Here is a 23,172-nt window from a genome sequence, read left to right as displayed (position 1 = left end):
GACCCGCCATGTCCGAGTCTGTCACCCCCGACTCCCCTGTCATCGCAACGAATCTCGGCTTCGGCGTCGACGTCGGCGGGTCGGGCATCAAGGGCGGAATCGTCGACCTCGACACCGGTGCCCTCGTCGGTGAACGCTTCAAGGTACTCACCCCACAACCCGCCACGCCCGACGCCGTCGCCGGTGGCGTCGCCGAGGTCGTCGCCCAGTTCGACTGGCAGGGGCCCGTCGGCATCACGCTGCCGGGCGTGATCACCGAGGGCGTGATGCGCACGGCGGCCAACATCGACAAGAGCTGGATCGGCACAAACGTCTACGACCTCTTCAGCAAGGAGTTGGGTGGCCGGCATGTCTCGGTGCTCAACGACGCCGACGCGGCGGGCATGGCCGAGGACGCCTACGGCGCCGGTAAGGGCGCAGACGGTGTGATCATGCTCCTGACCTTCGGAACCGGCATCGGTTCGGCGATCCTCAACGACGGAAAACTGGTGCCCAACACCGAACTCGGGCATCTCCAGGTGGGAAAGAAGGAGGCCGAGCACCAGGCGTCCTCACGGGTGAAAGAGGAAAAGGGCTGGACGTATGAGAAGTGGACCGAGAAGGTCTCCGACGTCCTCAAGGTCTACGAGTCACTCTTCTGGCCCCGGTTGTTCATCGTCGGCGGCGGGATCAGCCGCAAGTCGGCGAAATGGATTCCGTTGCTGACCAACTCCACCCCGGTGGTGCCCGCCGCGCTCCTCAACACCGCAGGCATCGTCGGCGCGGCGATGGCCGTCGAGCAAGGACTGCAGGTCTGATCGTGACCTTGCCGTACCGCTGTTGACCTGCGCCTTGTCACATCCCCGCGGGCGGTGTCGTTACAATGGTCGAGACCGGCGCCGCTTGTGCCGGACCAAGCCCTCATCCGCGACGGCCGACGCTGCCGCGAGGATAGTAAAGATTCGCATCCGAAAGGTTGTACGTGGCAGCCACCCAGACCCGCCAGAACGACGCCGAGGTCGAAGACCCGACGACGTCGACCGCTCCCACGGCGGACAAGGCGCCCGCGAAGAAGACCGCCAAGAAGGCACCCGCGAAGAAGGCCACCGCACGTAAGGCCGCCAAGAAGGCGCCGGCCCGCAAGACCGCAGCGAAGAAAGCCGGCCCGGCCGCCGTCGGCGAGGACGCCGACGCCGAGCCCACCTCGATCGAGGAACTCGACGGTCCCGATGCCGAACTCGACGACGTCGACATCGACGCCGATGAGCCGGCCACCGAGGACGAGCCCGCGCAGACCACCGCGGCCGTAGGCAAGACGGCCGGCGCGTCGGCTGCGAAGGCCAAAGACGATTCGAAGAACTCCGGTGACTTCGTCTGGGACGAGGAGGAATCCGAGGCGCTCCGTCAGGCGCGCAAGGACGCCGAGCTCACCGCGTCGGCCGACTCGGTACGCGCCTATCTCAAGCAGATCGGCAAGGTCGCTCTCCTCAACGCAGAAGAGGAGGTCGAACTGGCCAAGCGCATCGAAGCCGGCCTGTTCGCGACCGAACGGCTTCGGCGAATCCTCGCCTCCGGCGAGAAACTGAGCACGGCCCAGAAGCGTGACCTGAACTGGGTCTCGCGGGACGGCAACCGCGCCAAGAACCATCTGCTCGAGGCCAACCTGCGGCTGGTGGTGTCGCTGGCCAAACGCTACACAGGCCGCGGTATGGCCTTCCTCGATCTCATCCAGGAAGGCAATCTGGGACTGATCCGTGCGGTCGAGAAGTTCGACTACACCAAGGGCTACAAGTTCTCGACGTACGCGACGTGGTGGATCCGCCAGGCGATCACGCGCGCCATGGCCGACCAGGCCCGGACCATTCGCATCCCGGTGCACATGGTCGAGGTCATCAACAAACTCGGCCGTATCCAGCGCGAGTTGCTGCAGGACCTGGGTCGCGAGCCCACCCCTGAAGAACTCGCGAAAGAAATGGACATCACGCCGGAGAAGGTGCTGGAGATCCAGCAGTACGCGCGTGAGCCCATCTCCCTGGACCAGACCATCGGCGACGAGGGCGACTCTCAACTCGGTGACTTCATCGAGGACTCCGAGGCGGTCGTGGCGGTCGACGCAGTGAGCTTCACGCTGTTACAAGATCAGCTGCAGTCGGTGCTCGAGACACTTTCCGAGCGTGAGGCAGGAGTTGTGCGGCTGCGTTTCGGTCTCACCGACGGGCAGCCCCGCACTCTCGACGAAATCGGTCAGGTGTACGGCGTCACCCGTGAACGCATTCGCCAGATCGAGTCGAAGACGATGTCCAAGTTGCGACACCCCTCCCGCTCGCAGGTGCTGCGCGACTACCTGGACTGAGCCGGGAGCCGCGCGGCCCGCGACAAGTTCGGCACCGGCTTCGGGCAACGGCTCCATGCCGTATTGCCGGCAGCACCGTATTGCCAGTAGCCGACGCCGTGTTACAGGTGAGTGACGACACAGCGCGGCGTGGCTTTGGAACAATACGAAACCCGAAAACGTCTGACACAGTGAGGTTGACGCATCGCCCGGATGCGTCGGCTCACGAAGGAAAGGCACGAGAGGTGCCGGACCGGGATGGAGGAAACCATGTCAGACATCGCGACCACACCCCCGATCTCCCTGCCGCTGACCGCATCGGACCGCTGCGATCGCTGTGGCGCCGCGGCCAAGGTGCGTGCCGTACTTCCCAACGGCGGCGAACTCCTCTTCTGCCGGCACCACTTCAACGAGCACGAGACGCGTCTCGTGGAGATGGCTGCAACGGTGGACGAGTCGGTCGGAGAGCTCGTCTGATACCCACCCACGAACATGAAGCGAGGCCCGGCGGGACACACTCCGCCGGGCCTCGCTCATGTTCCGGCCGCTCATGTTCGCCCGCTCATGTTCGGGCCGACCGTGTGCCGGCCGAACGGTGAGCAGGCCTCAATGCCACTCGCGCAGCGCCTGGATTCGCTCGCGGAGCTGCTCGGCGGAGGCCATCACGGTCGGCGGACCGCCGAGTTTGCTCCGCAGCTCGTTATGCACCACGCCGTGTGGTTTACCCGTCCGGTGATGATGCATCGCCACGAGGGTGTTGAGCTCTTTGCGCAACGCGTGCAGATTCTCGCCGGCGCCGCGGTCGGCCTCGGTTGCCGGGGCCGGCGCAACAGTGGCGGCGGCATCGGCGGAACGGCGATCCACCTGTTCCTCCTGGCGCCGACGCAAAAGCGCGCGTACCTGCTCGGCGTCGAGTAGTCCGGGCAGGCCGAGATAGTCCGACTCCTCATCGCTCCCCGCGAAGGTCGCCGTCCCGAACGACGAGCCGTCGAAGATCACCTGATCGAGCTCGGCGTCGGCGTGCAGCGACTGGAACCCGTTTTCGTCCTCGCCGGGCTCGTCCTTCTGCTTGTTGGCGTCGACGAGCAGAGCATCGTCGAGTCCGTCACTGTCCCGATGTGGTTTACCGAGGACGTGGTCGCGCTCGGCCTCCATCTGGCTCGCGAGATTCAGCAGCACCGGAACCGACGGCAGGAACACGCTCGCGGTCTCCCCCGGCCGGCGAGACCGGACGAACCGACCGATGGCCTGGGCGAAATACAGCGGTGTCGAGGAACTTGTGGCGTACACGCCGACCGCCAGACGCGGAACGTCGACACCCTCGGACACCATGCGCACCGCGACCATCCACTCATCGTCGGACGCGGCGAACTCGGCGATCCGCGACGACGCCTTCGGGTCATCGGACAGCACGAGCGTCGGCATCTTCCCGGTGATCGCCATGAGCAGCTCGGCGTAGTCGCGGGCCACGGCCTGATCGGTTGCGATGACCAGTCCGCCCGCGTCGGACATGCCGCCGCCCCGGATCTGGCCCAACCTGGTGTGGGCCGCCTGCAAGACGGCCGGAATCCAGTCACCGTGCGGGTCGAGCGCAGTGCGCCAGGCGCGGGCAGTGTGTTCGGCCGACAACGGCTCACCCAGCCGGGCGGTGAACTCCTCGCCTGCGTTGGTGCGCCAACTCGCCTGACCCGAATACGCGAGGAACACGACCGGCCGGACGACCCCATCGGCGAGCGCGTCGGAGTAGCCGTAGATGTGGTCGGCTCGCGAACGCAACACGCCGCCCTCTTCGGGCTCGTAGGTGACGAACGGAATGGGCGAATCATCGGAACGGAAGGGGGTGCCGGTGAGTGCGAGTCGTCGCTGCGCGTCGTCGAACGCCTCTCGGATCGCCTCTCCCCACGACTTCGCGTCGCCGCCGTGGTGGATCTCGTCGAGGATGACCAGGGTTCGTCGGTTCTCGGTACGTACCCGGTGCCGGGACGGATGAGCGGCCACCTGCGCGTAGGTCAGCGCGACCCCGTCGTAATCCGAACTCGTCTGGCCCGCCGCATTGCGGAACCGGGAATCCAACGAGATACCCACCCGCGCGGCGGCCTCCGCCCACTGATGTTTGAGATGCTCGGTCGGTGCGACCACCGTGATCTGCTCGACCGTCCGGTCGTCGAGCAGCTCACGCGCCACGCGCAGACCGAAGGTGGTCTTACCCGCGCCCGGGGTGGCCACCGCCAGAAAATCCTTCGGCCCCCGGGCCAGATACCGGGTCAGCGCCCGCCGCTGCCAGGCGCGCAGCGGCGGGCCCGAAATAGTGTCGGCGACAACGTCTTCGGCAGAGGTCACGGGCTACTGACTCCGGATCATCGGGGATGTGGGATTCCGTCGGGGGCACCCGGCGACGCCCGGACGACAACACGCGTCGGGGCGCACCGCCGGCACACCTCGCGGACCCGTCAATGTTACCGAGCGGTCCGGTGACCCGTGTGGCCGACACGGTGTGAGGCACGCCGGAGGCCGCGCGACATGCCGATCCGCGTGTCGGTGCGGTCGTGGTGCGCATCACAGACGGCGATCGTGGATGCTGGACTCATCAGTACCCGACGCCGAAACCCCGCCCCGATGACTCCGGATGACGTGATGTCCCCGGCGTTCCACCGTGCTGCGCGGCATGACGCGGCAGGCGGCCGACTGCCCGAGGACCGGCCACCCGCGACCGGCGCGAGCGAGACGGGGACGAGCAGGACGGGGACGAGTGAGACGGGCACGGGCGCGGCCGGGACCAAACCGGTCACGCGTGTGCCCCGGCCCGAACGTACGGAGGCGCCCACCACGCCCCTGCGCAAACACCGGCACCCGGCGCCGGTGTCGTCGGAATCCGACACGCACGGCCGGGATGACCCGACGGTCGAGCGGCCCGACAGTCCTGGGCCACCGGTATTGCGCAACATCCCCAGGCTCATCTGGCGGACCATCGTCAAGTCCTGGGACGACGGGATCGTCGGCTGGGCCGCGCAGGCCGCGTTCTGGCAGGCGCTGTCACTGCCACCACTGCTCCTCGGGGTGCTGGGCAGCGTCGGCTATCTCTCGGGGTGGTTCGGCCCCGACACCGTCGACGTGATCTCCGACCGCATCCTGGCGTTCGCCGACCGCACCTTCTCCGCGAACGTCGTCAACGACCTCATCCGGCCCACGGTCGACAACGTGCTCGGCCGCGGCCGGGTCGGCGTCATCTCGGTCGGTTTCATCCTGTCGCTGTGGGCCGGGTCGTCGGCGGTCTCGTGTTTCGTCGCTTCCATCGTGCGGGCACACGATCAGCACGAGGTGCGCAATCCGGTGTGGCAACGCATCTTCGCGCTGCTGCTCTATCTGGCGTTCCTCACCGTGGCGGTACCGTTGTTGCCGCTGGTCGCACTCGGACCGAACTACCTGCGCGCCATCGTCCCCGAATCGTGGCATCCGCTCGTCACCAATGCGATCGACTTCGGGTATTTCCCCTTCGTGGCGTTGCTGCTGATGCTGGTCCTGACCACGCTGTATCACCTGGCACTGCCCAATCCGCTTCCGTGGCACCGACTCGTCGGCGGAGCGATCGTCGCCGGCATCGTGTTCTGGGTGGCCAGCTACTTTCTGCGGTTGTACCTCGCCGCCATCACCCGGGCGGGCTACACCTACGGTGCACTGGCGACGCCGATCGCATTCTTGCTGTTCACGTTCTTCCTCGGCTTCGCCATCGTCATCGGCGCCGAGTTCAACGCAGCCGTGCAATCACTATGGCCTGCGCAGCCCGCGGTGACCGCCCAGGTGCGCGACTGGGTGCATCATCAGACCGCAGGTGTCACCGGACAGTTGAAAACACTGCCGGAGCGGCTCTCGAGTGGGCCCGTCGGCCGGCGCAACAACAAACCGCCCGACAATCCGTGAACAGCCATCCGTGCCGACGACAGCCGTCGACACGGCACGCTCACTCCTTGCGCATCCGGCTGTAGATCTTCTTGCACTTCGGGCAGACCGGCGAGCCGGGCTTGGCCGAGCGCGTCACCGGAAAGGTCTCTCCGCACAGGGCGACGACGTGCGTCCCCATGACCGCACTCTCGGCGATCTTGTTCTTGTTCACGTAGTGGAAGAACTTCGGCCGGTCGTCATCACCGCGGTCGGTGGCGTCGGCGTCGGGGCGTTCATCGGTGGTGGTGTCGGTCCGCTCGTCGACGTCGGGCCGCTCGATGGTTTCGGTGGGCATGACAACCATTGTGCGCCACACACGCCCCCGCCGCCCGATCGCCCCGGCGGATCCACCCACGACCGGACGGTGCGCCCGTCCGGCGAAAGTGGGACAGTGGAGTCATGGCTGAGCGGGACGAGAGCGAGCAGCAGTCCGGCAGCGGACGTGGGAAGGCGGACGCCTTTCTCATCACCGGTGCGCCGACCCCGTACGACGAGCAACACCGGGCTCGCGTCCACAAATATCTGGCTTTGATGGCATTCCGGGTTCCGGCTCTGATCATCGCGGGCATCGTCTATTCGTCGACCGGATCCGGGTGGTGGGCCCTCGGCATCATTGCGGCGTCGATCCCGCTGCCCTGGATCGCGGTACTCATCGCCAATGATCGGCCCCCACGCAAACGCGGCGAGGTTCGGCACTATCTCTACGGCGCCGAGCATCATGTCGTGGGGCCGCAACCGCTCGGTTCGAGCGCGAAAACGGGCATCGTCGAGTCCACGCCGACCGACATCCCACGGGGTAGCTGACCGCAGTCGGACGGCCCGATCATCTCAGCAACTTCTCAGAACGTCGCACCACTGCGGCGAACGAACGCGCAGGTCAACACCGCTGGCCGTGATGCGAGGCGGCCGCCGGGGCGGGAACTTTCCCAAGGGTCATGGCGTTGGACCCTCTGAATGCACTCAAGTCAGGAGGCCGGAATGTCACGCTCCACCCTTGCTCGCTCCACCACCCCCACCACCGATCTCGCCGCCGAGCCCACCACCTCCACTCGTCCTGCCATGACCGAGCAGGATCTCGATGCCCAGTCCCCCGCCGCCGATCTCGTGCGCGTCTACCTCAACGGAATCGGCCGCACCGCGCTGCTCAACGCCGTACAAGAGGTGGAGCTCGCCAAGCAGATCGAGGTCGGCCTCTATGCCAAGCACGTGCTGGCCACCCGCAAGCGTCTGAGCGCCGTGAAGAAGCGAGATCTCAACACGATCATCCGCGAGGGTGAGGCAGCCCGATCGCACCTGCTCGAGGCCAACCTGCGTCTGGTGGTGTCGCTGGCCAAGCGTTACACCGGCCGCGGTATGCCATTGCTCGACCTGATCCAGGAGGGCAACCTCGGACTGATCCGCGCGATGGAGAAGTTCGACTACGCCAAGGGCTTCAAGTTCTCGACCTACGCCACCTGGTGGATTCGCCAGGCCATCACCCGCGGTATGGCCGATCAGAGCCGCACGATCCGACTCCCCGTCCATCTCGTGGAGCAGGTCAACAAGATCGCCCGCATCAAGCGGGAACTGCACCAGCAGCTGGGTCGGGAGGCAACCGACGACGAGCTGGCCAGCGAATCCGGCATCCCGGCCGAGAAGATCGCCGATCTGCTCGACCACAGCCGTGACCCGGTGAGCCTGGACATGCCTGTCGGCAGCGACGAAGAGGCTCCCCTGGGCGACTTCATCGAAGATGCCGAGGCGACTTCGGCGGAGAGCGCGGTCATCGCCGGCCTGCTGCATTCCGACGTCCGCGCAGTTCTGGCGACGCTCGACGAACGCGAACAGCAGGTCATCCGGATGCGTTACGGCCTCGACGATGGCCAGCCCCGCACCCTCGATCAGATCGGCCGCATGTTCGGACTGTCACGTGAACGGGTCCGTCAGATCGAGCGTGAGGTGATGGGCAAGCTGCGTCAGGGAGATCGCGCCGAGCGGCTGCGCGCCTACGCGAGCTGATCGCGGTTCGCGGCCGGCGCGGCCGCGAACCTGCGGTCAACTCGACCCTGCGGTCAACCCAAGCGTCTCGGTCCGGTGTCCTTCCGGGAGGGCACCGGACCGATGCGTATCTGGGCATTGAGAATTGCGGCACCCTCCGGCGCGGCGAGAATAGGATCGCAGATGACCTCGCGGATCTCCGGAATGTCGTCGACGAGTGTGGAGATCCGCCGCAGCAGGTCGACCAGGCTCGATTTCTCCGCCGGAGCCTCGCCACGAAATCCGTCGAGTAGCGGTGCGGACCGGGGCGCGTCGACGAGGTCGGCGGCATCGCGATCCGACAACGGCACCGCGCGGTAGCCGCGGTCCCCCAGTAATTCGAAGGTGCTGCCGGACAGTCCAAAGGAGATCAGCGGGCCGAACGATGGGTCGTCCCGCATGGTGATGACGGTTCCGACGCCCTTGGGTGCCATCTTCTGCACGTGTAGCACCTCGTCGCCGGTGAGCTCGACCAGGTCGGCGAACGCAGTCACCACCGCTGTCGCATCGGGTAGATCCAGCCGCGCACCTTCGCGGTCGAGCCGACCCCGCCAGTCGGGCGAGGTCGCCTTCACCGCCACCGGGAAGCCGAGTTCACGGCCGGCGGCGCTGGCCTCATGCATGGTGCGGACCTCACGAAACGGCACGACGTCGATCCCGTACCACCTGAGCAGACGCGCGGCCGCGACCTCACCGAGCAGATGTCCCGACGGGGGTTCGGAGCCGACATGCGCGTCGTCCTCGGCACCGGCATCGCCACCGGCCATTGCCTCGCGTACGAACATGCGCGCGGCTTCCGGATCAACCCCGGCGGGCCGGTTCATCGTCGGTTCGGGCCGATTGCGCCAGCGCGCGTACTGCCATGCATTTGCCAGCGCCGACGCCGCCCGCTCCGGACTCCCATAAGACGGAATGGAACCGCGCTCGGGCAGCCCGCTCGGGCCTGGCCGCATCAATCCGGGTGGGATTCCCTCGACGGCCAGAAAGGTCGTGACGATGGGTTTCGCACCATCGCCTGCCGAAGTGTTCGCCGCGGCCATCAGCGCACGCGCATGCCCATCGGCGTCGACGGCAACCGGTGGGACGAACACCACGATGATCGCATCGACCTGCGCATCGGCCATCGCCGCGGCGACCGCCGACTCGAATTCCGCCTCCGACGCGCCGGCACCGAGGTCTACTGCGTCGATGACCTCGAGCCCACCGACGCGTGCGGTGTCGGCGGCGAGACTGCCGAGCACCGACGAATTGCCGATGATCCGGGTACGTGGACCCCGAGGCAGCGGCTGATAGGCGAAAATGGTTGCGCAGTCGAATAATTCGGGAATCGTGTCGACCTGGATGACACCTGCCTGCTCGAGCACCATCTGCGCGATGCGATCGTCGAGCGTGGCCGCGGCCGATCGTGCCGCACGCACCGGAGAGAGTGCCCCGTTGCCGGACTTCACCGCGACGATCGGCTTGGTACGCGATACGCGCCGCGCGATGCGAGAGAACTTGCGCGGGTTACCGAAGCTTTCCAGATACAGCAGCACGACGTCGGTGGCGGTGTCGGTATCCCAATACTGCAGCAGATCATTACCGGAAACGTCGGCACGGTTGCCGGCCGAGACAAACGTCGACAACCCGATCTGCCGACGCGCGGCGGTGTCGAGGATCGCAATCCCCAAGGCGCCGGACTGGCAGAAGAAGCCCACCCGGCCCGCGGCCGGGATGCGCGGTGCGAGAGTGGCATTCAGTGCGATCTGCGGATCGTTGTTGGCGACCCCGAGCGCGTTCGGCCCGACCAGCCGCATGCCGTGTTCACGGACCTGCTCGAGGAGTCGCCGTTCGCTCTCCAAACCGGCCCGACCGGATTCGGCGAACCCCGAGGACACGATCACCAGCGTGCGAACCCCTTTGACCAGGCAATCATCGAGCACGTCGTCGATCACTGCGGCCGGCACGGCGACGACGGCGAGATCGATGGGATCCGGGATGTCACGCACGGTCTCATACGCGCGGATGCCGCGCACCGACGGCGGTCGTTCACGCTCCCGACGGCGCGGATTACCGTGTGCCACAGTGCGTCGTCTCGGTTGCTGCCGAGCGGCTGCGGTGTCGGTCGTCGCCTCCTCGTCACCCTCGTGGTGGCCCGGTCCGTTGACCGGGAAGACCGGGCCGGTGAATCCACCGGCGATGATGTTGGCCAGCAAGGCGTTTCCGACCTTCTCCGGGTCGGCGGACGCTCCGATCACCGCCACCGACGTCGGCCGCAGCAGATTCGCCACGCTGCGAGCCTCCGACGCGCGCTCGCGCGCGTTGCGCACCGACAGCAGTGCCTCGGTGGGATCGATGGTGAACTCCACGTGCACCGTCGCGCCATCGAACGCACGGGAGACCTGGTAGCCGGCATCACGAAACACCGCGACCATGTTCGGGTTCTCACTGAGGACTTCGGCCTCGAAGCGGGTGAACCCGTTCTCGGCGGCGGCGCCCGCGAGGTGCTCGAGCAGGATCGGCCCCAGTCCGCGGCCCTGATGATCGTCCGCGACGACGAAGGCCACCTCGGCCGACTCGGGTTTGCCGTCGGCGGCCAGACCCTCGTATACGCCGATCGCGATGAACTCCCCACCCAGCACCGCAACCAGCGCGACACGCTGCTGATGGTCGACTGTGGTCATCCGGACCACTTCGCGCGGCGGCAGCGTCGGGGTGGGACCGAAATAGCGCATGTAGCGGGTACGTTCGCTCAGCCCGGCGTGGAACCGGACGACCCGGTCGGCGTCGTCGGGAACGATCGGCCGCAGGTGCACCACCCCGCCGTCGCTTGCCAGTACGTCGGCGATCCAGTGGCGCGGGTAGTCCCACGGTCCACGAGGCATCGGGCCTTCGACGGAACCACCGCCGGACGCGCCATCCGGGGACGCGCTGCCCCTGTCCTCGGAGTTCGATCGCTGTTGCTCAGTCACGGGGATCCTCCGGGTCGAGTCCGTGTAGCGGGAACACCGCCGTGCGGGTGGCCATGATGGCGCGGTCGGTCTGTCGCAGTGCCGATTCGGCGATGCCCGGTGGCGGGTCCTGCCCGGTGTCGCCGTCCCACGCGACAAAATCGACGTCGCCGTCATCACCCATCGTGCCCACCGGTGGTGCCGAATATTCCGAGTAGACCGTGGCGGCGACCTCGCCGGCGGTGGCACACCACGAGTCGTCGATCGTGGTGTCGACGGGGACGTCGCGGTCGAGCACGATTGCGAGCAGATGCGCCCAGCTGCGCGGCACCACATCGACCACCCCGTAACCGCCGCCACCGACCGCGATCCAGCGACCTTCGCAGTATCTGTCGGCGAGTTCACGCATCGCCATCATCGCGGCGCGTTGCCCGTCGACGGTCAGCGCCAGGTCGGTGAGCGGATCGGCGCGGTGGCTGTCGGCTCCGCACTGACTGATCAGGATCTGCGGCGCGAAGGCACCGATCATCGACGGCACGACCGCGTGAAAACCTCGTAGCCACAGCCGATCCGGGGTGTCGGGCATAAACGGAAGGTTTACCGCGGTGCCGTGCGCGGTGTCGTCGCCGACCTCGGTCGGCCAGCCGGTGCCCGGCCACAAGGTGGCCGGATGCTGGTGCAGCGAGATGGTCATGACGCGCGGGTCGGCGACGAATTCGGCCTGCACCCCGTCCCCATGGTGTGCGTCGATGTCGACGTAGGCGATCCGGTCGTACCCGTTCGCCAGCAGCCAGCGGATGGCGACCGAACAGTCGTTGTAGATGCAGAAGCCGGCGGCGCGCGACTTCATCGCGTGATGCATGCCGCCCCCGATGTTGACCGCGCGCCGCACCGATCCCGATGCGACGGCCTGTGCGGCGGCGAGCGTTCCGCCAACCAGTAGCCGGGCCGCCTCGTGCATTCCCTCGAACACCGGGTTGTCGGCGTCACCGAGTCCGAACAGTCGCTCCAGCAACGGCCCCGACAGTGAGGCGGTCCCCGAACCCACAGCCCGGACCGCGTCGATGTATTCGCGAGAATGAACGGGGATGAGCGCGTCGTCGTCGACGTTCAGCGGCTCGGCAACGTCCACACCATCAAGCACTCCGAGACTGCGCGCCAAGGTCATCGTCAAGGCCAGCCGAACGGGATTCATCGGATGGGTGTGCGCCCACCGGTAGGACAGGAAATCCTCGCTCCAGATAACCGCTGCACTCATCGAGTGCTCCACTGATTCGGCACCAGTTCAGGCTAGTGGGTCGCGCGGATGGCGGGAGCACTTCGCCGTCGCGGCGACGACACCCATCCCGGCGCGTGTGGCTTCGACCGATCCCGTCGCTGGTCAGGGTAGCCTTGGAGGCGACGAAGGGACCGCGCACAGTGAACGACCTGGTTGACACCACCGAGATGTATCTACGGACGATCTACGACCTCGAGGAGGAAGGGATCGTCCCACTGCGTGCCCGCATCGCCGAGCGTCTCGATCAGAGCGGGCCGACGGTATCCCAGACGGTGGCGCGCATGGAACGTGACGGCCTGTTGCGGGTGGCCGGGGACCGCCATCTCGAACTCACCGACAAGGGCCGCGGCCTCGCGATCGCGGTGATGCGTAAGCACCGCCTGGCCGAGCGCCTGCTGGTCGATGTCATCGGGATGCCCTGGGACCAGGTGCATGACGAGGCCTGCCGGTGGGAGCACGTCATGAGCGAGAACGTCGAACGACGCCTGCTGGCAGTACTCGACAACCCCACCACCTCGCCCTACGGCAACCCGATCCCCGGTCTCGAAGCGCTCGGCGGGGAGTCGCCGGCCGCGATCGACACCGCGACCCGCCTCTCGGATCTGCCTCAGGGCGATCCGGTGGCCGTCATCGTGCGGCGTGTTGCCGAGCACGCCCAGTCCGACCGCGACCTGATCGCCGGTCTGCGCGAGGCCGGCGTCGTGCCGAACGCCCGGGTGACGGTGACCTGCACCCCGCAACGGGTGGAGGTCGACACCCCAGGCCACGAGGGCCTCGTGCTGTCGGCGGAGATGGCGCACTCGATCTTCGTCGAAAAGGTCTGATCGGCGCACGCAACCGGTGCTCATCACCCGACGGCGCGCAACGTGGCGCCGGGAATGGGAACGCCGAGATCGGTCGCGATCTGATACGAGTCATCGATCATCTCCCACAGCAACGCGGGCTGGGCACCACTGCGCAACGCCTGATCGAGTAGGACTGCCAGTGCCCAGTCGGGGTCGGCGTCCAACGCGCAGTCCAGGGACACCCCCGCATACGCGCCTTCCCCACCGATGTAATGCAGGTGCGCGAGAAGTGTTGCTGCGCTAGCCTTTCCGGTCCCTTGTAGCCTCCGTGTGAGCATCCGCCACAGTCGCTCGGCGTCCGGACGCATGTCGGTCACCGCACACGCCAACGCCGCATCGCGAACCGCAATGGTGGTGATGGCCGCTTCGAGCATGGCCATGGTGTGGCAGTCCGGCACCGAGGGGTCACCCATCGCGTCGAGCACCACCCGCAGCAGATCCGCGGGGCCGGTGATCCCGACCGCTCCCCGGCCCGGATTCTGTTTGCGAGCATCGCATACGGCCGACTCGCAATGCGGAAGCGGCGTGAGCATGGCCGCGATCTCCGACCGATCGGCCAATATCCGCCGTCCCGTCGAGACGGCTTCGGCCACCGCCGTCGGCGACGTGCGGGGGTCGGCCATGGTGCCGACGTCGTTTCGTCGGTCCCAGCGCGCGGTGGTCGGCCCCCGGCCCGACTGCCAGATCAACTGCCACGGGGCGTGCTGCTCGAATCTGGTGACAACGAAACCCTGTGCCAGGCCGCCCGACTCGTACAGAGAGTCGTGAGCCAACGACATCACCCGTCGATAGCGCGGGTCGGCCGGACCATGCCGGTCATCGACGATCACCCCGACGACCGGCCCCCCGCCGTGCCGGTGCACGATCTGCCCGAGACCCTCGATGACGGCCAGCAGGTCCTCGGCGGGCCGCCCGTCCGGCGTCAACGACAGGTCGTAGCGCATTGCGACCCGGACGCGTGTACGCGAACGCAACGCGACGAGGATCAGCGAGTGGTCAGGCAGGAACCCGAGCATCGCGGGCAGTGCGCTGAGCAGAGTGGTGGCATCGATGAGGGAGTGCGACTTTCGCGTCATGCACCGATGGTGATCGGAAGCGGGGCCCGATCAGCCCACGCAGGCCTTGCCTGCTACCGGATATCCACAGACCCGCCCCCATCCCCAGCCGCACCCATCCCCAGCCGCACCCATCCCCAGCCGCTCCGGGCGCCGACACCACCGGTCAGCCGAAGGCCGCGGTCACCGCCTTGCCGAACAATCCGTCGAGTCCGGCCGCCGCCGACGGGTCGATCGTGCCGTCACCGGGCCACCGGTACTGCGCATACACCCGGACGCCGCCTTGCTGGGCGAGCAGGGTCAGGCTGCTCGTGACCGTCTGATGTGCGGGATCGCCGGTGCGGACAGTCCGGTGCAGCGCGGCCGTGACGACACCGGCGGGCGCACCCGCAGGCGCCGGCCGGATCTCCGTCTGCACGAGACCATCCGCATCTTCGCCACCGATCCGGCTCTCCGGGCAGCGTCGGGCCTGGGCGATCACATCGCCGAGGGCGTCGTGGACGTGGGCAACCGCCGACGTGTAGGACGTCTCGCCCCCGTTGACGACAACCGAATACACCACCGCACCGGCCTCTTCCGGCGCGGTCGGGGCACAGCCGGCGGGATACCCGACGACCGGATCACTCCCGCTGAGACCGCCCAGGGCGAACGGCACAGCGGTGTCGGGCACGCGGGTGGCACCGGACACCGGGAAGTCCTGGGCCGACACACCCCGCCCGGCAAGGTCGCCGCCAGAATCGCCCTCCGCCTGACCATCGATGACGCAGCCCGCAAGCAACGCCACCACCATGGCACCGAGTACGACAATCAGCCGGCCGCGCCCGAAAGCCGGCGACCTGCCCCGAACCATCATCTGCCCACTGTGCCATCACGGCGCACCAGTGCGGGCCATCACGGCGCACCAGTGCGGGCCATCACGGCGCACCAGTACGGACCATCACGGCGCACCAGTGCAGGCCACCACCGCGCCGGCAGGCCGGGAATCCCGGGGCGCGGCAGGTCGTTGTAGCCCCAGAAACCCCTGCAAAACCGGCCGGCACGACCGCCCGGATTGCAGAATTGGCCCGCGATGGCACAAGTGCGAGACAATTGGTCCGTACCGTGACACTGCTTCGTAAGGTGACGCCGCTTCATGGCGTGACACGCTGAGGCCAATACTTCGAGGAGGGAATGACATGGACGAGCAGCCCGCCGACACCGGCTCACGCGATGACGGCACCCGCGACGACGGCTCGTTGTACGAGCTTGCCTTTCCCGCGCCGGCGATCGGCCGGCAGGGACCCGAGACGGGCCCCGTGCTGATCCACGCGCTCGACGGGTTCGCCGATGCCGGACACGCGGTGGCACTGGCCGCCACGCATCTGCGCGACAGCCTGGAATCCGATCTGGTGGCGACCTTCGACTCCGACGAACTGATGGACTATCGCTCCCGGCGCCCGACGATCACATTCAGCGGCGAAACCTTCACCGATGTCGAGATGCCGTCGTTGACCCTGCACGCCGTCCGGGATGCGAACGACCGGCCGTTCCTGCTGCTCTCGGGCTCGGAACCGGACCTGCGCTGGGAGAAGTTCACCGAAGCGGTCCGTCGCCTGTCCGACCGCTTCGGCGTCACCGACGTCGTCGGGCTCAACGCGATCCCGATGGCCGTCCCGCATACGCGTCCCGCGTCGATCACCGCACACGGCAGCGACACCGAACTGCTCGGTGAGCTGCCGCGCTGGGGAACGCCGATGAAGCTGCCCGCCAGCGCATCGATGCTGCTCGAAATGCGTCTCGGACAGGGCGGCCGCCGCGCGACGGGACTGTCGGTACACGTACCGCATTACCTCTCGCAGACCGACTATCCTGCCGCCGCGTCCCGATTGCTGTCGGCCGTGACCTCGCTGACCGGCCTGGATCTACCCATCGCAGCGCTCGACGCGGACGCCGAGCGGGTTCGCGAACAGGTCGACACCGAGGTCTCGGGCAACGCCGAGATCGAGACGGTGGTCACCGCCCTCGAGCAGCAGTACGACGCATTCCAGCAAGCACAGACCGAGCGCGCGTCGCTGCTCGCGACGGAGGAGTCGCTGCCCAGTGGCGACGAACTCGGGGCCGAACTCGAACAATTCCTCGCAGATCTGAACCACGACGCCGACCAGAACCACGGCCAAGCGCCTGGCGGCGGCTCCGATGACGATGACCCGAACGGCGACGCCGGCGGTCGATCATTTCCGAGCTGAGCACGCCCGATCCGAGCGCCCCCGAACTGAGCGTCACCGATCGGGATTCTCCCTCACCGCTGGCGCCGACCGCCGACGAGGACGCTGCATTCGACCTCTTCACCCGGTGGTGGTCGGCGCGCGGGATCGACTTCTACCCGCACCAGGAGGACGCGCTCCTCGATCTCGTGTCGGGCAGCAACGTCATCCTGGCCACGCCCACCGGATCGGGAAAGTCACTCGTCGCCTCCGGCGCGATCTATTTCGCGCGATGCCGGGGCCTGCGTGCGTTCTACACGGCCCCGATCAAAGCGCTCGTCAGTGAGAAGTTCTTCGATCTGTGCGACCAGTTCGGCGCCGAGCACGTCGGGTTGCTCACCGGCGATGCCGCGGTCAACGCCGACGCGCCGATCATCTGCGCGACCGCGGAGATCGTGGCGAACCTCGCTCTGCGTGACGGGGCCGCCAGCGACATCGGGGTGCTGGTCGCCGACGAGTTCCACTTCTACGGTGAGCGTGATCGCGGATGGGCCTGGCAGGTGCCGCTCATCGAACTCCCCCACACCCAGTTCCTGCTCATGTCCGCGACCCTCGGCGACGTGTCCTTCTTCGTCGACGACCTGCGTCATCGGACCGGTCGGGACACCGTCGCGATCACCGGCACCCAGCGTCCGGTGCCGTTGGAATACGCGTATGCGATGACGCCGATCCACGAGACGATCGAGGATCTGATCGACCGGGGCCGCGCCCCGATCTACGTGGTGCACTTCACCCAGGCCGCGGCCGTCGAACGCGCCCAGGCCCTGTTGTCCGCGCGTATCTGCGACAAGACCGAGCGGGCCGAGATCGCAACGGCCATCGGTGATTTCCGCTTCTCCACCGGATTCGGGTCCACGCTGTCGAAGCTGCTGCGAGCGGGCATCGGAGTCCATCACGCCGGGATGCTGCCCCGCTATCGCCGACTCGTCGAACGCCTCGCCCAACGCGGACTGCTGAAGGTGGTGGCCGGCACCGACACCCTCGGCGTGGGCATCAACGTGCCGATCCGCACCGTACTGTTCGCCGGCCTGAGCAAATACGACGGCACTCGCGTGCGCCGGTTGCGTGCCCGCGAGTTCCATCAGATCGCCGGGCGGGCCGGCCGAGCCGGTTTCGACACCATCGGCTACGTCGTCGCCCAGGCACCCGAACACGATGTGGAGAACGCGCGCGCGGTCACCAAGGCCGGCGACGACCCCAAGAAACTCCGCAAGATCGTGCGCAAGAAGCCGCCCGAGGGATTCGTGTCGTGGGGCGAGAAGACCTTCCTGCAGCTCGCCGAAGCCCCTGACGAACCGCTGCGCTCACACTTTCAGATGACCACCGCGATGCTGATGGAGGTACTCGGCCGCCCGGGCGACTGTTTCGCCGCGACCCGGCATCTTCTCGAGGACAACCACGAGCCACGCGCGCGGCAGCTCTACCACATCCGGCACACGGTCGCGCTCTATCGCGATCTCCGCAATGCCGGGATCGTGGTGCAGTTGGCCGAGCCGGACAATGACGGACGGCATGTGGCACTGTCGGTCGACATGCCGGAGAACTTCGCCCTCACGAACCCGCTGTCATCGTTCGCGCTCGCGGCTTTCGAACTCCTCGATCCATCGTCGGACACCTACGCTTTCGATGTGGTGTCGATCCTCGAATCGACGTTGGAGGACCCGCGTCCGGTTCTGATGGCCCAGCGCAAGGCGGCCCGGGACGCAGCGGTCGCCGAGATGAAGGCTGACGGCATCGAGTACGAGGAACGGATGACCCGGCTCGAGGAGATCACCTGGCCGCGGCCGTTGGCCGAGGAGATCGCCTACGCCTTCGACGTCTACCGGCGCGGGCACCCGTGGGTGTCGGCATTCCCGCCGAAGCCGAAATCGGTACTGCGCGAGATGCTCGAGCGTGCGATGACCTTCACCGAACTGATCTCGGCGTACGGGCTGGCGCGCAGCGAGGGTGTCGTGCTGCGCTACCTCTCCGATTGCTATCGCGCTCTGCGGCAAGGACTCCCGCTGGCCGTGGCCACCGACGCGATCGAGGACATCACCGATGCCGTCGGCGCGATGATCCGCGACGTCGACTCCAGTCTGCTCGACGAGTGGGAGGCACTGGCCCGCACCGCAGAGCAGTGACCCGCTCCCCCGCCGATCACTGGGCCCGGTGATCAGGCGGAGACCGGCTCACTGAGCGGGCACACCCGCACCGGGGCGATCTCGGCCACCAGTCCGGCGATCGCGGCAGCAAGCCGGCCATACGGTTCGCCACGCCCCGAGGATTCCCGGTAGACCAGCCCGATCCGCCGGCCCGGACGTGGCACGGTGAACCGTGCGGTCGCCAGCTCACCACCTGCGGTCTCGGATTCGATGGCGGTCTCGGGAATCAACGTCACCCCCAGTCCGCCCTCGACACACTGCACGGCAGTCGCCAGTGATGCCGCCCGGGTCTGGCCGAGGTCGGGTGATACCCCGGCCAGCCGGCACACCTCCAACGCCTGGTCGCGTAGGCAGTGTCCCTCGTCGAGCAGCAGCAGCGGCAGGTCCGCGAGGGTACTGGGATCGACGCGCTTGCGGCCGCCGAGCGGATGACCGGCCGGCAGCGCGAGCACGAAGTCCTCGTCGTACATCGGGATCTCGGTGAGTCCCGCGGTCTCGGCGGGCAGTGCCATGATCGCCACGTCGAGCGAGCCCTCACGCAGGGCCGCGAGCAGGCGGGCGGTCTGGTCCTCGACCACCCGCAGGCTCAGGTCGGGCAGTCGTCCCGGAAGGCCGCGCAAGACCTGCGGCAGGATGTAGGGGGCGACGGTCGGTATCAGCCCCAGTCGCACCGACCCGGCCAGCGGATCCCCGGCGCCGGCGGCGGCGGCCAGGAATTGATCGGCGGCGTCGGTCACCGCGATGGCCTTCGGCAGGAGCAGCCGACCTTCTGGAGTCAAGAAGACACGCCGAGTTGTGCGCTCGATGAGTTTACGGCCCAATCCCGCTTCGAGACCCGCGAGGGCCTGCGACAGCGACGGCTGGCTGATACCGAGTTCTGTTGCCGCCGAACCGAAATGAGGTTTTCGCGCCAGCACGACGAAGGCACGCAGACCAGTCAGCGACGGTTGATAACTTTTATCGGACATGCCTATCAGTATAGTGCGAACTATCACGTTTCACTTTTGCCGGGTCATAGGCAGAATGGTTGCGTAAGCACCACCGTCACGGTGTCGCGATCCACACCGGTTTCGCGGCGCCCTGTGCGCGAGAAGAAGGAGAGATTCACACAATGGCTCTGCTCACGATCGGCGACCAGTTCCCCGCCTACGACCTCACCGCTGTGATCGGCGGTGACCTGTCCAAGGTCGACGCCCAGCAGCCCGACGATTACTTCACCCAGATCTCCAGCGACGATCACCCCGGCAAGTGGCGGATCGTGTTCTTCTGGCCCAAGGACTTCACCTTTGTGTGCCCGACCGAGATCGCCGCATTCGGCAAGCTCAACGACGAGTTCGCCGACCGGGACGCCCAGGTGCTCGGCGCATCGGTCGACAACGAGTTCGTGCACTTCCAGTGGCGCGCCCAGCACGAGGACCTCAAGACCCTCCCCTTCCCCATGCTGAGCGACATCAAGCGTGAACTCGTCTCCGCCACCGGCGTTCTCAATGCCGACGGGGTCGCCGACCGTGCGACCTTCATCGTCGACCCGAACAACGAGATCCAGTTCGTGTCGGTCACCGCCGGCTCGGTGGGCCGCAACGTCGACGAGGTACTGCGTGTGCTCGATGCGCTGCAGTCCGACGAGCTGTGCGCCTGCAACTGGCGCAAGGGCGATCCCACCATCGACGCCGGCGAACTGCTGTCCGCCAGCGTCTGAGAGGAGCCTTCATGAGTATCGACAACCTCAAGGAAGCACTTCCCGAGTACGCCAAGGACCTCAAGCTCAACCTCGGTTCGATCAGCCGCACCACCGCGCTGAACGAGGAACAGTTGTGGGGGACCCTCCTCGCGACCGCGGCGGCCACCCGAAATGCCAAGGTGCTGGCCGAGATCGCCGACGAGGCCGCCGACACACTGTCGGGCGAGGCGTACAACGCCGCGCTCGGCGCGGCGTCGATCATGGGGATGAACAACGTCTTCTACCGAGGTCGAGGATTCCTCGACGGCAAGTACGACGACCTGCGTCCGGGCCTGCGGATGAACATCATCGGCAACCCGGGTGTGGACAAGGCCGACTTCGAACTCTGGTCGTTCGCAGTCAGTTCGATCAACGGTTGCGAGCACTGCGTCGGCGCACACGAGGCCACCCTGCGTGAAGCCGGGGTGGGCCGTGAGGCGATATTCGAGGCCCTCAAGGTCGCCTCGATCGTCGCCGGCGTCGGCCAGGCGATCACCAACAGCGAGGTTCTCGCCGGCGTCTGACCGCGTCATCCGACGAGTGCGAAGTGCCCGGTGTCTGGAGACCCAGACGCCGGGCATTCTTGCGTCTGCGAGGCAGCGGACGACGAGCTATTACCCAGTAGCCGGGCTATTACCCAGTGGCCGGATATCTGACCTCGCCATCGGGCCCCACCACTGCACCGAGACTCGGCTGCGCAGAGTCGACGTGACCGCGGCCGAGGATGTGCCACACCTGTTCGCTGTGGGCGAGGAGGTGGTCGGCGATGATCCGCCGGTGGCACCGCCACCACACCGCCTCCGAGCACATCAGGGCCGCGCGTCGCGTGCGGCCCTGCTCGCGCAGCGCTCCCAGGGCTTGCCGGAAGTCGTCGGAGAGGGCGTGGTCGGCGTAGTTGTGGAAGCTGCGGTTCTCCCACCAGGCATTGACCTCGAACGGCACATCCCTGCTCACCGGACGACGCCCGGTCAGCCCGTCGGCGCGCCAGTATCCGATTCCCACCTCGGCGAGAGACGCGGCGAGCGGATCCTGGTCGTACTGCGGATACCGGGCCGAACCGGGGAGCCTGCGGACATCGACGACCAGGTTGATTCCGGACTCCTGAAGCAGGTCGATGAACTCGGCGAGTGCCCGGGTCGAGTGGCCGATGGTGAAGAACGGTTCACTCATCGACCAGCCGTAGGGCACTGCCCTTGTGCGCGGCGATGTGGTCGGTCTTGTCGCTCGTGATCTCGTACTGCGGGTCGTCGGTCGACGCGCGGTGCGTGTGGCCCTTGTAGTCGAAATCGTCGGTGTGGACCTTCGTCACCGTCCCCGAGACATTGCCGGCTTCCGAGTTCCAGGTCACGTGATCGCCCACCCTGAACCGTTCAGACATCTCGACTCCCTTCTGCCCGGCGCAGGCTCAGCTCAGCGCGGCACCGATCCGATTCGCGAGTTCGCCCACCTCGTCGGACGTCATCACGAACGCCGGCGAGATCTGCAGGGCCCCCGCGCCGGCAGCCCGTGCGCTCACACCATGCCTGCGCAGTGCGCCGATGGCCTGCGGAGCGCGTGCCGCATCGCTGAGCTGTACGGCGCTGACCGCGCCGAGGCCGGTGCGCACCTCGGCCACCGCATCGAGGTCGGCGAGCGGTCCGAGCGCCTCGGCAAGTTCCGATTCGAGGCGGGTGGCCTCGGCGAGCAACCCCTCACGCTCGATGATGTCGAGATTGGCCATTGCCGCCGCGGCCGCGCCGGCGTGCCCGCCGTAGGTGTATCCGTGGCGCCACCACACGCCACCGGCGAAGAACGGCTCGGCTATCCGCGGTGCGATGAACACCGCACCCATCGGCACATACCCGGACGTCAGTCCCTTGGCCGTGGTCATCATGTCCGGAGCCAGGTCGAAGCGCGACGACGCGAACCAGCTGTCACCGCCGATGCGACCGAAGCCGGTGACGACCTCGTCGGCGATGAACAGCACGTCGTGATCGCGACAGATCTGGCGGACCTCGGCGAGGTAACCGGCCGGTGGCAGATAGATGCCGCCTGCGCCGATGATCGGTTCACAGAAGAAGGCAGCCACCCGGTCGGCGCCGACTCGCTCGATGAGTCCGAGCAGACTCTTCGCGTCATCCCACTCGACGGATTCCGCGTCGGGCATCAGCTCGCCGTAACCATCATGGTTGGCCGGGATGCCGGCCAGTGCGGTGCCCGCAACGTGCATGCCGTGGTAGGCCTTGGTGCGGCCGACGAGCAACGTCTTGCCCGGCTTACCCATTTCGGTCCAGTAGCGTCGTGCCAGTTTGGCCGCGGAGTCGACGGAATCGCTGCCACCAGAGGTGAAGAAGATCTTGCTGCCGGGTACGGGCGCCAGTTGGGCGAGCCGATCGGCGAGTGCATCGGTGACATCGGAGGTGAGGTCGCCGAAGCCGGAATAGTGGGCCAGCCGCCCGAGTTGGGCGGCCACCGCGTCGGCGATCTCGGTACGGCCGTGACCGACATTGGTGAACCACAGCCCCGCAGTCGCGTCGAGATACTCGTTGCCCTCGGCATCCCAGATGCGCGAACCCGCCCCGCGGGTGACCACGAACGGACCGTCGGCGCTCACTGCGCCCATGTCGGCAAAGCCATGCCAAAGAGAACCAGCCATACCGACCATGATGCCCGCCCGGAATCGCGGTGTGTCATCGGCCACCCAGATGCGA

General features: G+C 67.1%; 21 protein-coding genes. 11 read left to right on the top strand and 10 right to left on the bottom strand.

Annotated elements, in window-relative coordinates; translation table 11 throughout:
- Positions 1–8 precede the first annotated feature (8 nt).
- The 3 genes from ppgK (at position 9) to ACLQ3C_RS03490 (ending at position 2,788) form a co-directional block, all read left to right on the top strand.
- Positions 9–797 carry a polyphosphate--glucose phosphotransferase gene (gene ppgK, locus ACLQ3C_RS03500; RefSeq protein ID WP_425703450.1) on the top strand — a complete coding sequence of 263 codons (789 nt, stop codon included), beginning with the start codon at positions 9–11 and terminating at the stop codon, positions 795–797.
- A 164-nt stretch (positions 798–961) separates the two neighbouring features.
- Positions 962–2,332 carry an RNA polymerase sigma factor gene (locus ACLQ3C_RS03495; protein ID WP_425703449.1) on the top strand — a complete coding sequence of 457 codons (1,371 nt, stop codon included), beginning with the start codon at positions 962–964 and terminating at the stop codon, positions 2,330–2,332.
- 249 nt (positions 2,333–2,581) lie between these two features.
- Complete coding sequence (locus ACLQ3C_RS03490) at positions 2,582–2,788, top strand: DUF7455 domain-containing protein (protein ID WP_425703447.1); 207 nt, start codon at positions 2,582–2,584, stop codon at positions 2,786–2,788.
- A gap of 129 nt (positions 2,789–2,917) precedes the next feature.
- Here ACLQ3C_RS03490 and ACLQ3C_RS03485 read toward each other — a convergent pair whose 3' ends face one another.
- Positions 2,918–4,651, bottom strand: coding sequence for a DEAD/DEAH box helicase (locus ACLQ3C_RS03485; protein WP_425703446.1), 1,734 nt, complete (start codon positions 4,649–4,651; stop codon positions 2,918–2,920).
- A gap of 276 nt (positions 4,652–4,927) precedes the next feature.
- On the opposite strand from ACLQ3C_RS03485, the gene ACLQ3C_RS03480 reads away from it, so the two are divergent.
- Positions 4,928–6,229, top strand: a complete 1,302-nt coding sequence (locus ACLQ3C_RS03480) for a YhjD/YihY/BrkB family envelope integrity protein (RefSeq protein ID WP_425703444.1) — start codon at positions 4,928–4,930, stop codon at positions 6,227–6,229.
- A 40-nt stretch (positions 6,230–6,269) separates the two neighbouring features.
- On the opposite strand, the gene ACLQ3C_RS03475 is transcribed toward ACLQ3C_RS03480, so the two are convergent.
- Positions 6,270–6,545 carry a DUF3039 domain-containing protein gene (locus ACLQ3C_RS03475; protein ID WP_425703442.1) on the bottom strand — a complete coding sequence of 92 codons (276 nt, stop codon included), beginning with the start codon at positions 6,543–6,545 and terminating at the stop codon, positions 6,270–6,272.
- Positions 6,546–6,649: 104 nt separating this feature from the next.
- Here ACLQ3C_RS03475 and ACLQ3C_RS03470 point away from each other — a divergent pair, with 104 nt between their 5' ends.
- Together ACLQ3C_RS03470 and ACLQ3C_RS03465 are read left to right on the top strand one after the other, a co-directional pair.
- Positions 6,650–7,054 carry a DUF3099 domain-containing protein gene (locus tag ACLQ3C_RS03470; RefSeq protein WP_425703440.1) on the top strand — a complete coding sequence of 135 codons (405 nt, stop codon included), beginning with the start codon at positions 6,650–6,652 and terminating at the stop codon, positions 7,052–7,054.
- Between the two features lie 174 nt (positions 7,055–7,228).
- On the top strand, positions 7,229–8,248 hold the full coding sequence (locus ACLQ3C_RS03465; protein ID WP_425703438.1) for a sigma-70 family RNA polymerase sigma factor: 1,020 nt from the start codon (positions 7,229–7,231) through the stop codon (positions 8,246–8,248).
- Between the two features lie 53 nt (positions 8,249–8,301).
- Here ACLQ3C_RS03465 and ACLQ3C_RS03460 read toward each other — a convergent pair whose 3' ends face one another.
- Complete coding sequence (locus tag ACLQ3C_RS03460; protein ID WP_425703547.1) at positions 8,302–11,130, bottom strand: GNAT family N-acetyltransferase; 2,829 nt, start codon at positions 11,128–11,130, stop codon at positions 8,302–8,304.
- 79 nt (positions 11,131–11,209) lie between these two features.
- On the bottom strand, positions 11,210–12,454 hold the full coding sequence (locus ACLQ3C_RS03455; protein WP_425703436.1) for an acetoin utilization protein AcuC: 1,245 nt from the start codon (positions 12,452–12,454) through the stop codon (positions 11,210–11,212).
- Positions 12,455–12,615: 161 nt separating this feature from the next.
- Between ACLQ3C_RS03455 and ACLQ3C_RS03450 the strand changes: the two genes are divergently transcribed.
- Complete coding sequence (locus ACLQ3C_RS03450; RefSeq protein WP_425703435.1) at positions 12,616–13,299, top strand: metal-dependent transcriptional regulator; 684 nt, start codon at positions 12,616–12,618, stop codon at positions 13,297–13,299.
- 23 nt (positions 13,300–13,322) lie between these two features.
- On the opposite strand, the gene ACLQ3C_RS03445 is transcribed toward ACLQ3C_RS03450, so the two are convergent.
- Together ACLQ3C_RS03445 and ACLQ3C_RS03440 are read right to left on the bottom strand one after the other, a co-directional pair.
- On the bottom strand, positions 13,323–14,396 hold the full coding sequence (locus tag ACLQ3C_RS03445) for a DUF4192 domain-containing protein (RefSeq protein WP_425703434.1): 1,074 nt from the start codon (positions 14,394–14,396) through the stop codon (positions 13,323–13,325).
- A gap of 145 nt (positions 14,397–14,541) precedes the next feature.
- Positions 14,542–15,228 (bottom strand): hypothetical protein, encoded by a 687-nt coding sequence (locus ACLQ3C_RS03440; RefSeq protein ID WP_425703432.1) that lies wholly within the window; start codon positions 15,226–15,228, stop codon positions 14,542–14,544.
- Positions 15,229–15,550: 322 nt separating this feature from the next.
- Between ACLQ3C_RS03440 and ACLQ3C_RS03435 the strand changes: the two genes are divergently transcribed.
- Together ACLQ3C_RS03435 and ACLQ3C_RS03430 are read left to right on the top strand one after the other, a co-directional pair.
- Positions 15,551–16,600, top strand: a complete 1,050-nt coding sequence (locus tag ACLQ3C_RS03435) for a PAC2 family protein (protein ID WP_425703430.1) — start codon at positions 15,551–15,553, stop codon at positions 16,598–16,600.
- Positions 16,601–16,626: 26 nt separating this feature from the next.
- The gene (locus ACLQ3C_RS03430; RefSeq protein WP_425703545.1) at positions 16,627–18,741 is read left to right on the top strand and encodes a DEAD/DEAH box helicase; all 2,115 of its coding nucleotides are present in this window, start codon (positions 16,627–16,629) and stop codon (positions 18,739–18,741) included.
- A gap of 32 nt (positions 18,742–18,773) precedes the next feature.
- Here the strand turns inward: ACLQ3C_RS03430 and ACLQ3C_RS03425 are convergent, their stop codons facing one another.
- The gene (locus tag ACLQ3C_RS03425) at positions 18,774–19,730 is read right to left on the bottom strand and encodes a hydrogen peroxide-inducible genes activator (RefSeq protein ID WP_425703428.1); all 957 of its coding nucleotides are present in this window, start codon (positions 19,728–19,730) and stop codon (positions 18,774–18,776) included.
- A gap of 143 nt (positions 19,731–19,873) precedes the next feature.
- On the opposite strand from ACLQ3C_RS03425, the gene ACLQ3C_RS03420 reads away from it, so the two are divergent.
- Together ACLQ3C_RS03420 and ACLQ3C_RS03415 are read left to right on the top strand one after the other, a co-directional pair.
- Positions 19,874–20,461 carry a peroxiredoxin gene (locus tag ACLQ3C_RS03420; protein WP_425703426.1) on the top strand — a complete coding sequence of 196 codons (588 nt, stop codon included), beginning with the start codon at positions 19,874–19,876 and terminating at the stop codon, positions 20,459–20,461.
- 11 nt (positions 20,462–20,472) lie between these two features.
- On the top strand, positions 20,473–21,006 hold the full coding sequence (locus tag ACLQ3C_RS03415) for an alkyl hydroperoxide reductase (RefSeq protein ID WP_425703424.1): 534 nt from the start codon (positions 20,473–20,475) through the stop codon (positions 21,004–21,006).
- A 109-nt stretch (positions 21,007–21,115) separates the two neighbouring features.
- On the opposite strand, the gene ACLQ3C_RS03410 is transcribed toward ACLQ3C_RS03415, so the two are convergent.
- The 3 genes from ACLQ3C_RS03410 to ACLQ3C_RS03400 are packed head-to-tail and all read right to left on the bottom strand — an operon-like array spanning position 21,116 to position 23,117.
- Positions 21,116–21,652, bottom strand: coding sequence for a DUF488 family protein (locus tag ACLQ3C_RS03410; protein WP_425703423.1), 537 nt, complete (start codon positions 21,650–21,652; stop codon positions 21,116–21,118).
- Positions 21,645–21,860, bottom strand: coding sequence for a DUF2945 domain-containing protein (locus ACLQ3C_RS03405; RefSeq protein WP_425703421.1), 216 nt, complete (start codon positions 21,858–21,860; stop codon positions 21,645–21,647). The genes ACLQ3C_RS03410 and ACLQ3C_RS03405 overlap by 8 nt, the downstream gene beginning before the upstream one ends.
- 27 nt (positions 21,861–21,887) lie before the next feature.
- Positions 21,888–23,117, bottom strand: a complete 1,230-nt coding sequence (locus ACLQ3C_RS03400; protein ID WP_425703420.1) for an aspartate aminotransferase family protein — start codon at positions 23,115–23,117, stop codon at positions 21,888–21,890.
- Positions 23,118–23,172: the final 55 nt, after the last annotated feature.

This window comes from Gordonia sp. DT30 (assembly GCF_049844915.1).
Classification (GTDB): domain Bacteria; phylum Actinomycetota; class Actinomycetes; order Mycobacteriales; family Mycobacteriaceae; genus Gordonia.
The sequence above is the reverse complement of the archived record's forward strand: the minus strand, read 5'-3'. Positions and strand labels throughout refer to the sequence as shown.

Bases quoted from the DNA above. Each gene is read 5' to 3' on its own strand.
- ACLQ3C_RS03490 (WP_425703447.1), top strand. From the start codon at position 2,582: ATGTCAGACATCGCGACCACACCCCCGATCTCCCTGCCGCTGACCGCA.
- ACLQ3C_RS03415 (WP_425703424.1), top strand. From the start codon at position 20,473: ATGAGTATCGACAACCTCAAGGAAGCACTTCCCGAGTACGCCAAGGAC.
- ACLQ3C_RS03420 (WP_425703426.1), top strand. From the start codon at position 19,874: ATGGCTCTGCTCACGATCGGCGACCAGTTCCCCGCCTACGACCTCACC.
- ACLQ3C_RS03435 (WP_425703430.1), top strand. From the start codon at position 15,551: ATGGACGAGCAGCCCGCCGACACCGGCTCACGCGATGACGGCACCCGC.
- ACLQ3C_RS03440 (WP_425703432.1), bottom strand. From the start codon at position 15,228: ATGATGGTTCGGGGCAGGTCGCCGGCTTTCGGGCGCGGCCGGCTGATT.
- ACLQ3C_RS03460 (WP_425703547.1), bottom strand. From the start codon at position 11,130: ATGCCTCGTGGACCGTGGGACTACCCGCGCCACTGGATCGCCGACGTA.
- ACLQ3C_RS03455 (WP_425703436.1), bottom strand. From the start codon at position 12,454: ATGAGTGCAGCGGTTATCTGGAGCGAGGATTTCCTGTCCTACCGGTGG.
- ACLQ3C_RS03400 (WP_425703420.1), bottom strand. From the start codon at position 23,117: ATGGCTGGTTCTCTTTGGCATGGCTTTGCCGACATGGGCGCAGTGAGC.
- ACLQ3C_RS03405 (WP_425703421.1), bottom strand. From the start codon at position 21,860: ATGTCTGAACGGTTCAGGGTGGGCGATCACGTGACCTGGAACTCGGAA.
- ACLQ3C_RS03445 (WP_425703434.1), bottom strand. From the start codon at position 14,396: ATGACGCGAAAGTCGCACTCCCTCATCGATGCCACCACTCTGCTCAGC.
- ACLQ3C_RS03410 (WP_425703423.1), bottom strand. From the start codon at position 21,652: ATGAGTGAACCGTTCTTCACCATCGGCCACTCGACCCGGGCACTCGCC.
- ACLQ3C_RS03475 (WP_425703442.1), bottom strand. From the start codon at position 6,545: ATGCCCACCGAAACCATCGAGCGGCCCGACGTCGACGAGCGGACCGAC.
- ACLQ3C_RS03425 (WP_425703428.1), bottom strand. From the start codon at position 19,730: ATGTCCGATAAAAGTTATCAACCGTCGCTGACTGGTCTGCGTGCCTTC.
- ACLQ3C_RS03470 (WP_425703440.1), top strand. From the start codon at position 6,650: ATGGCTGAGCGGGACGAGAGCGAGCAGCAGTCCGGCAGCGGACGTGGG.
- ACLQ3C_RS03465 (WP_425703438.1), top strand. From the start codon at position 7,229: ATGTCACGCTCCACCCTTGCTCGCTCCACCACCCCCACCACCGATCTC.
- ppgK (WP_425703450.1), top strand. From the start codon at position 9: ATGTCCGAGTCTGTCACCCCCGACTCCCCTGTCATCGCAACGAATCTC.
- ACLQ3C_RS03480 (WP_425703444.1), top strand. From the start codon at position 4,928: ATGACTCCGGATGACGTGATGTCCCCGGCGTTCCACCGTGCTGCGCGG.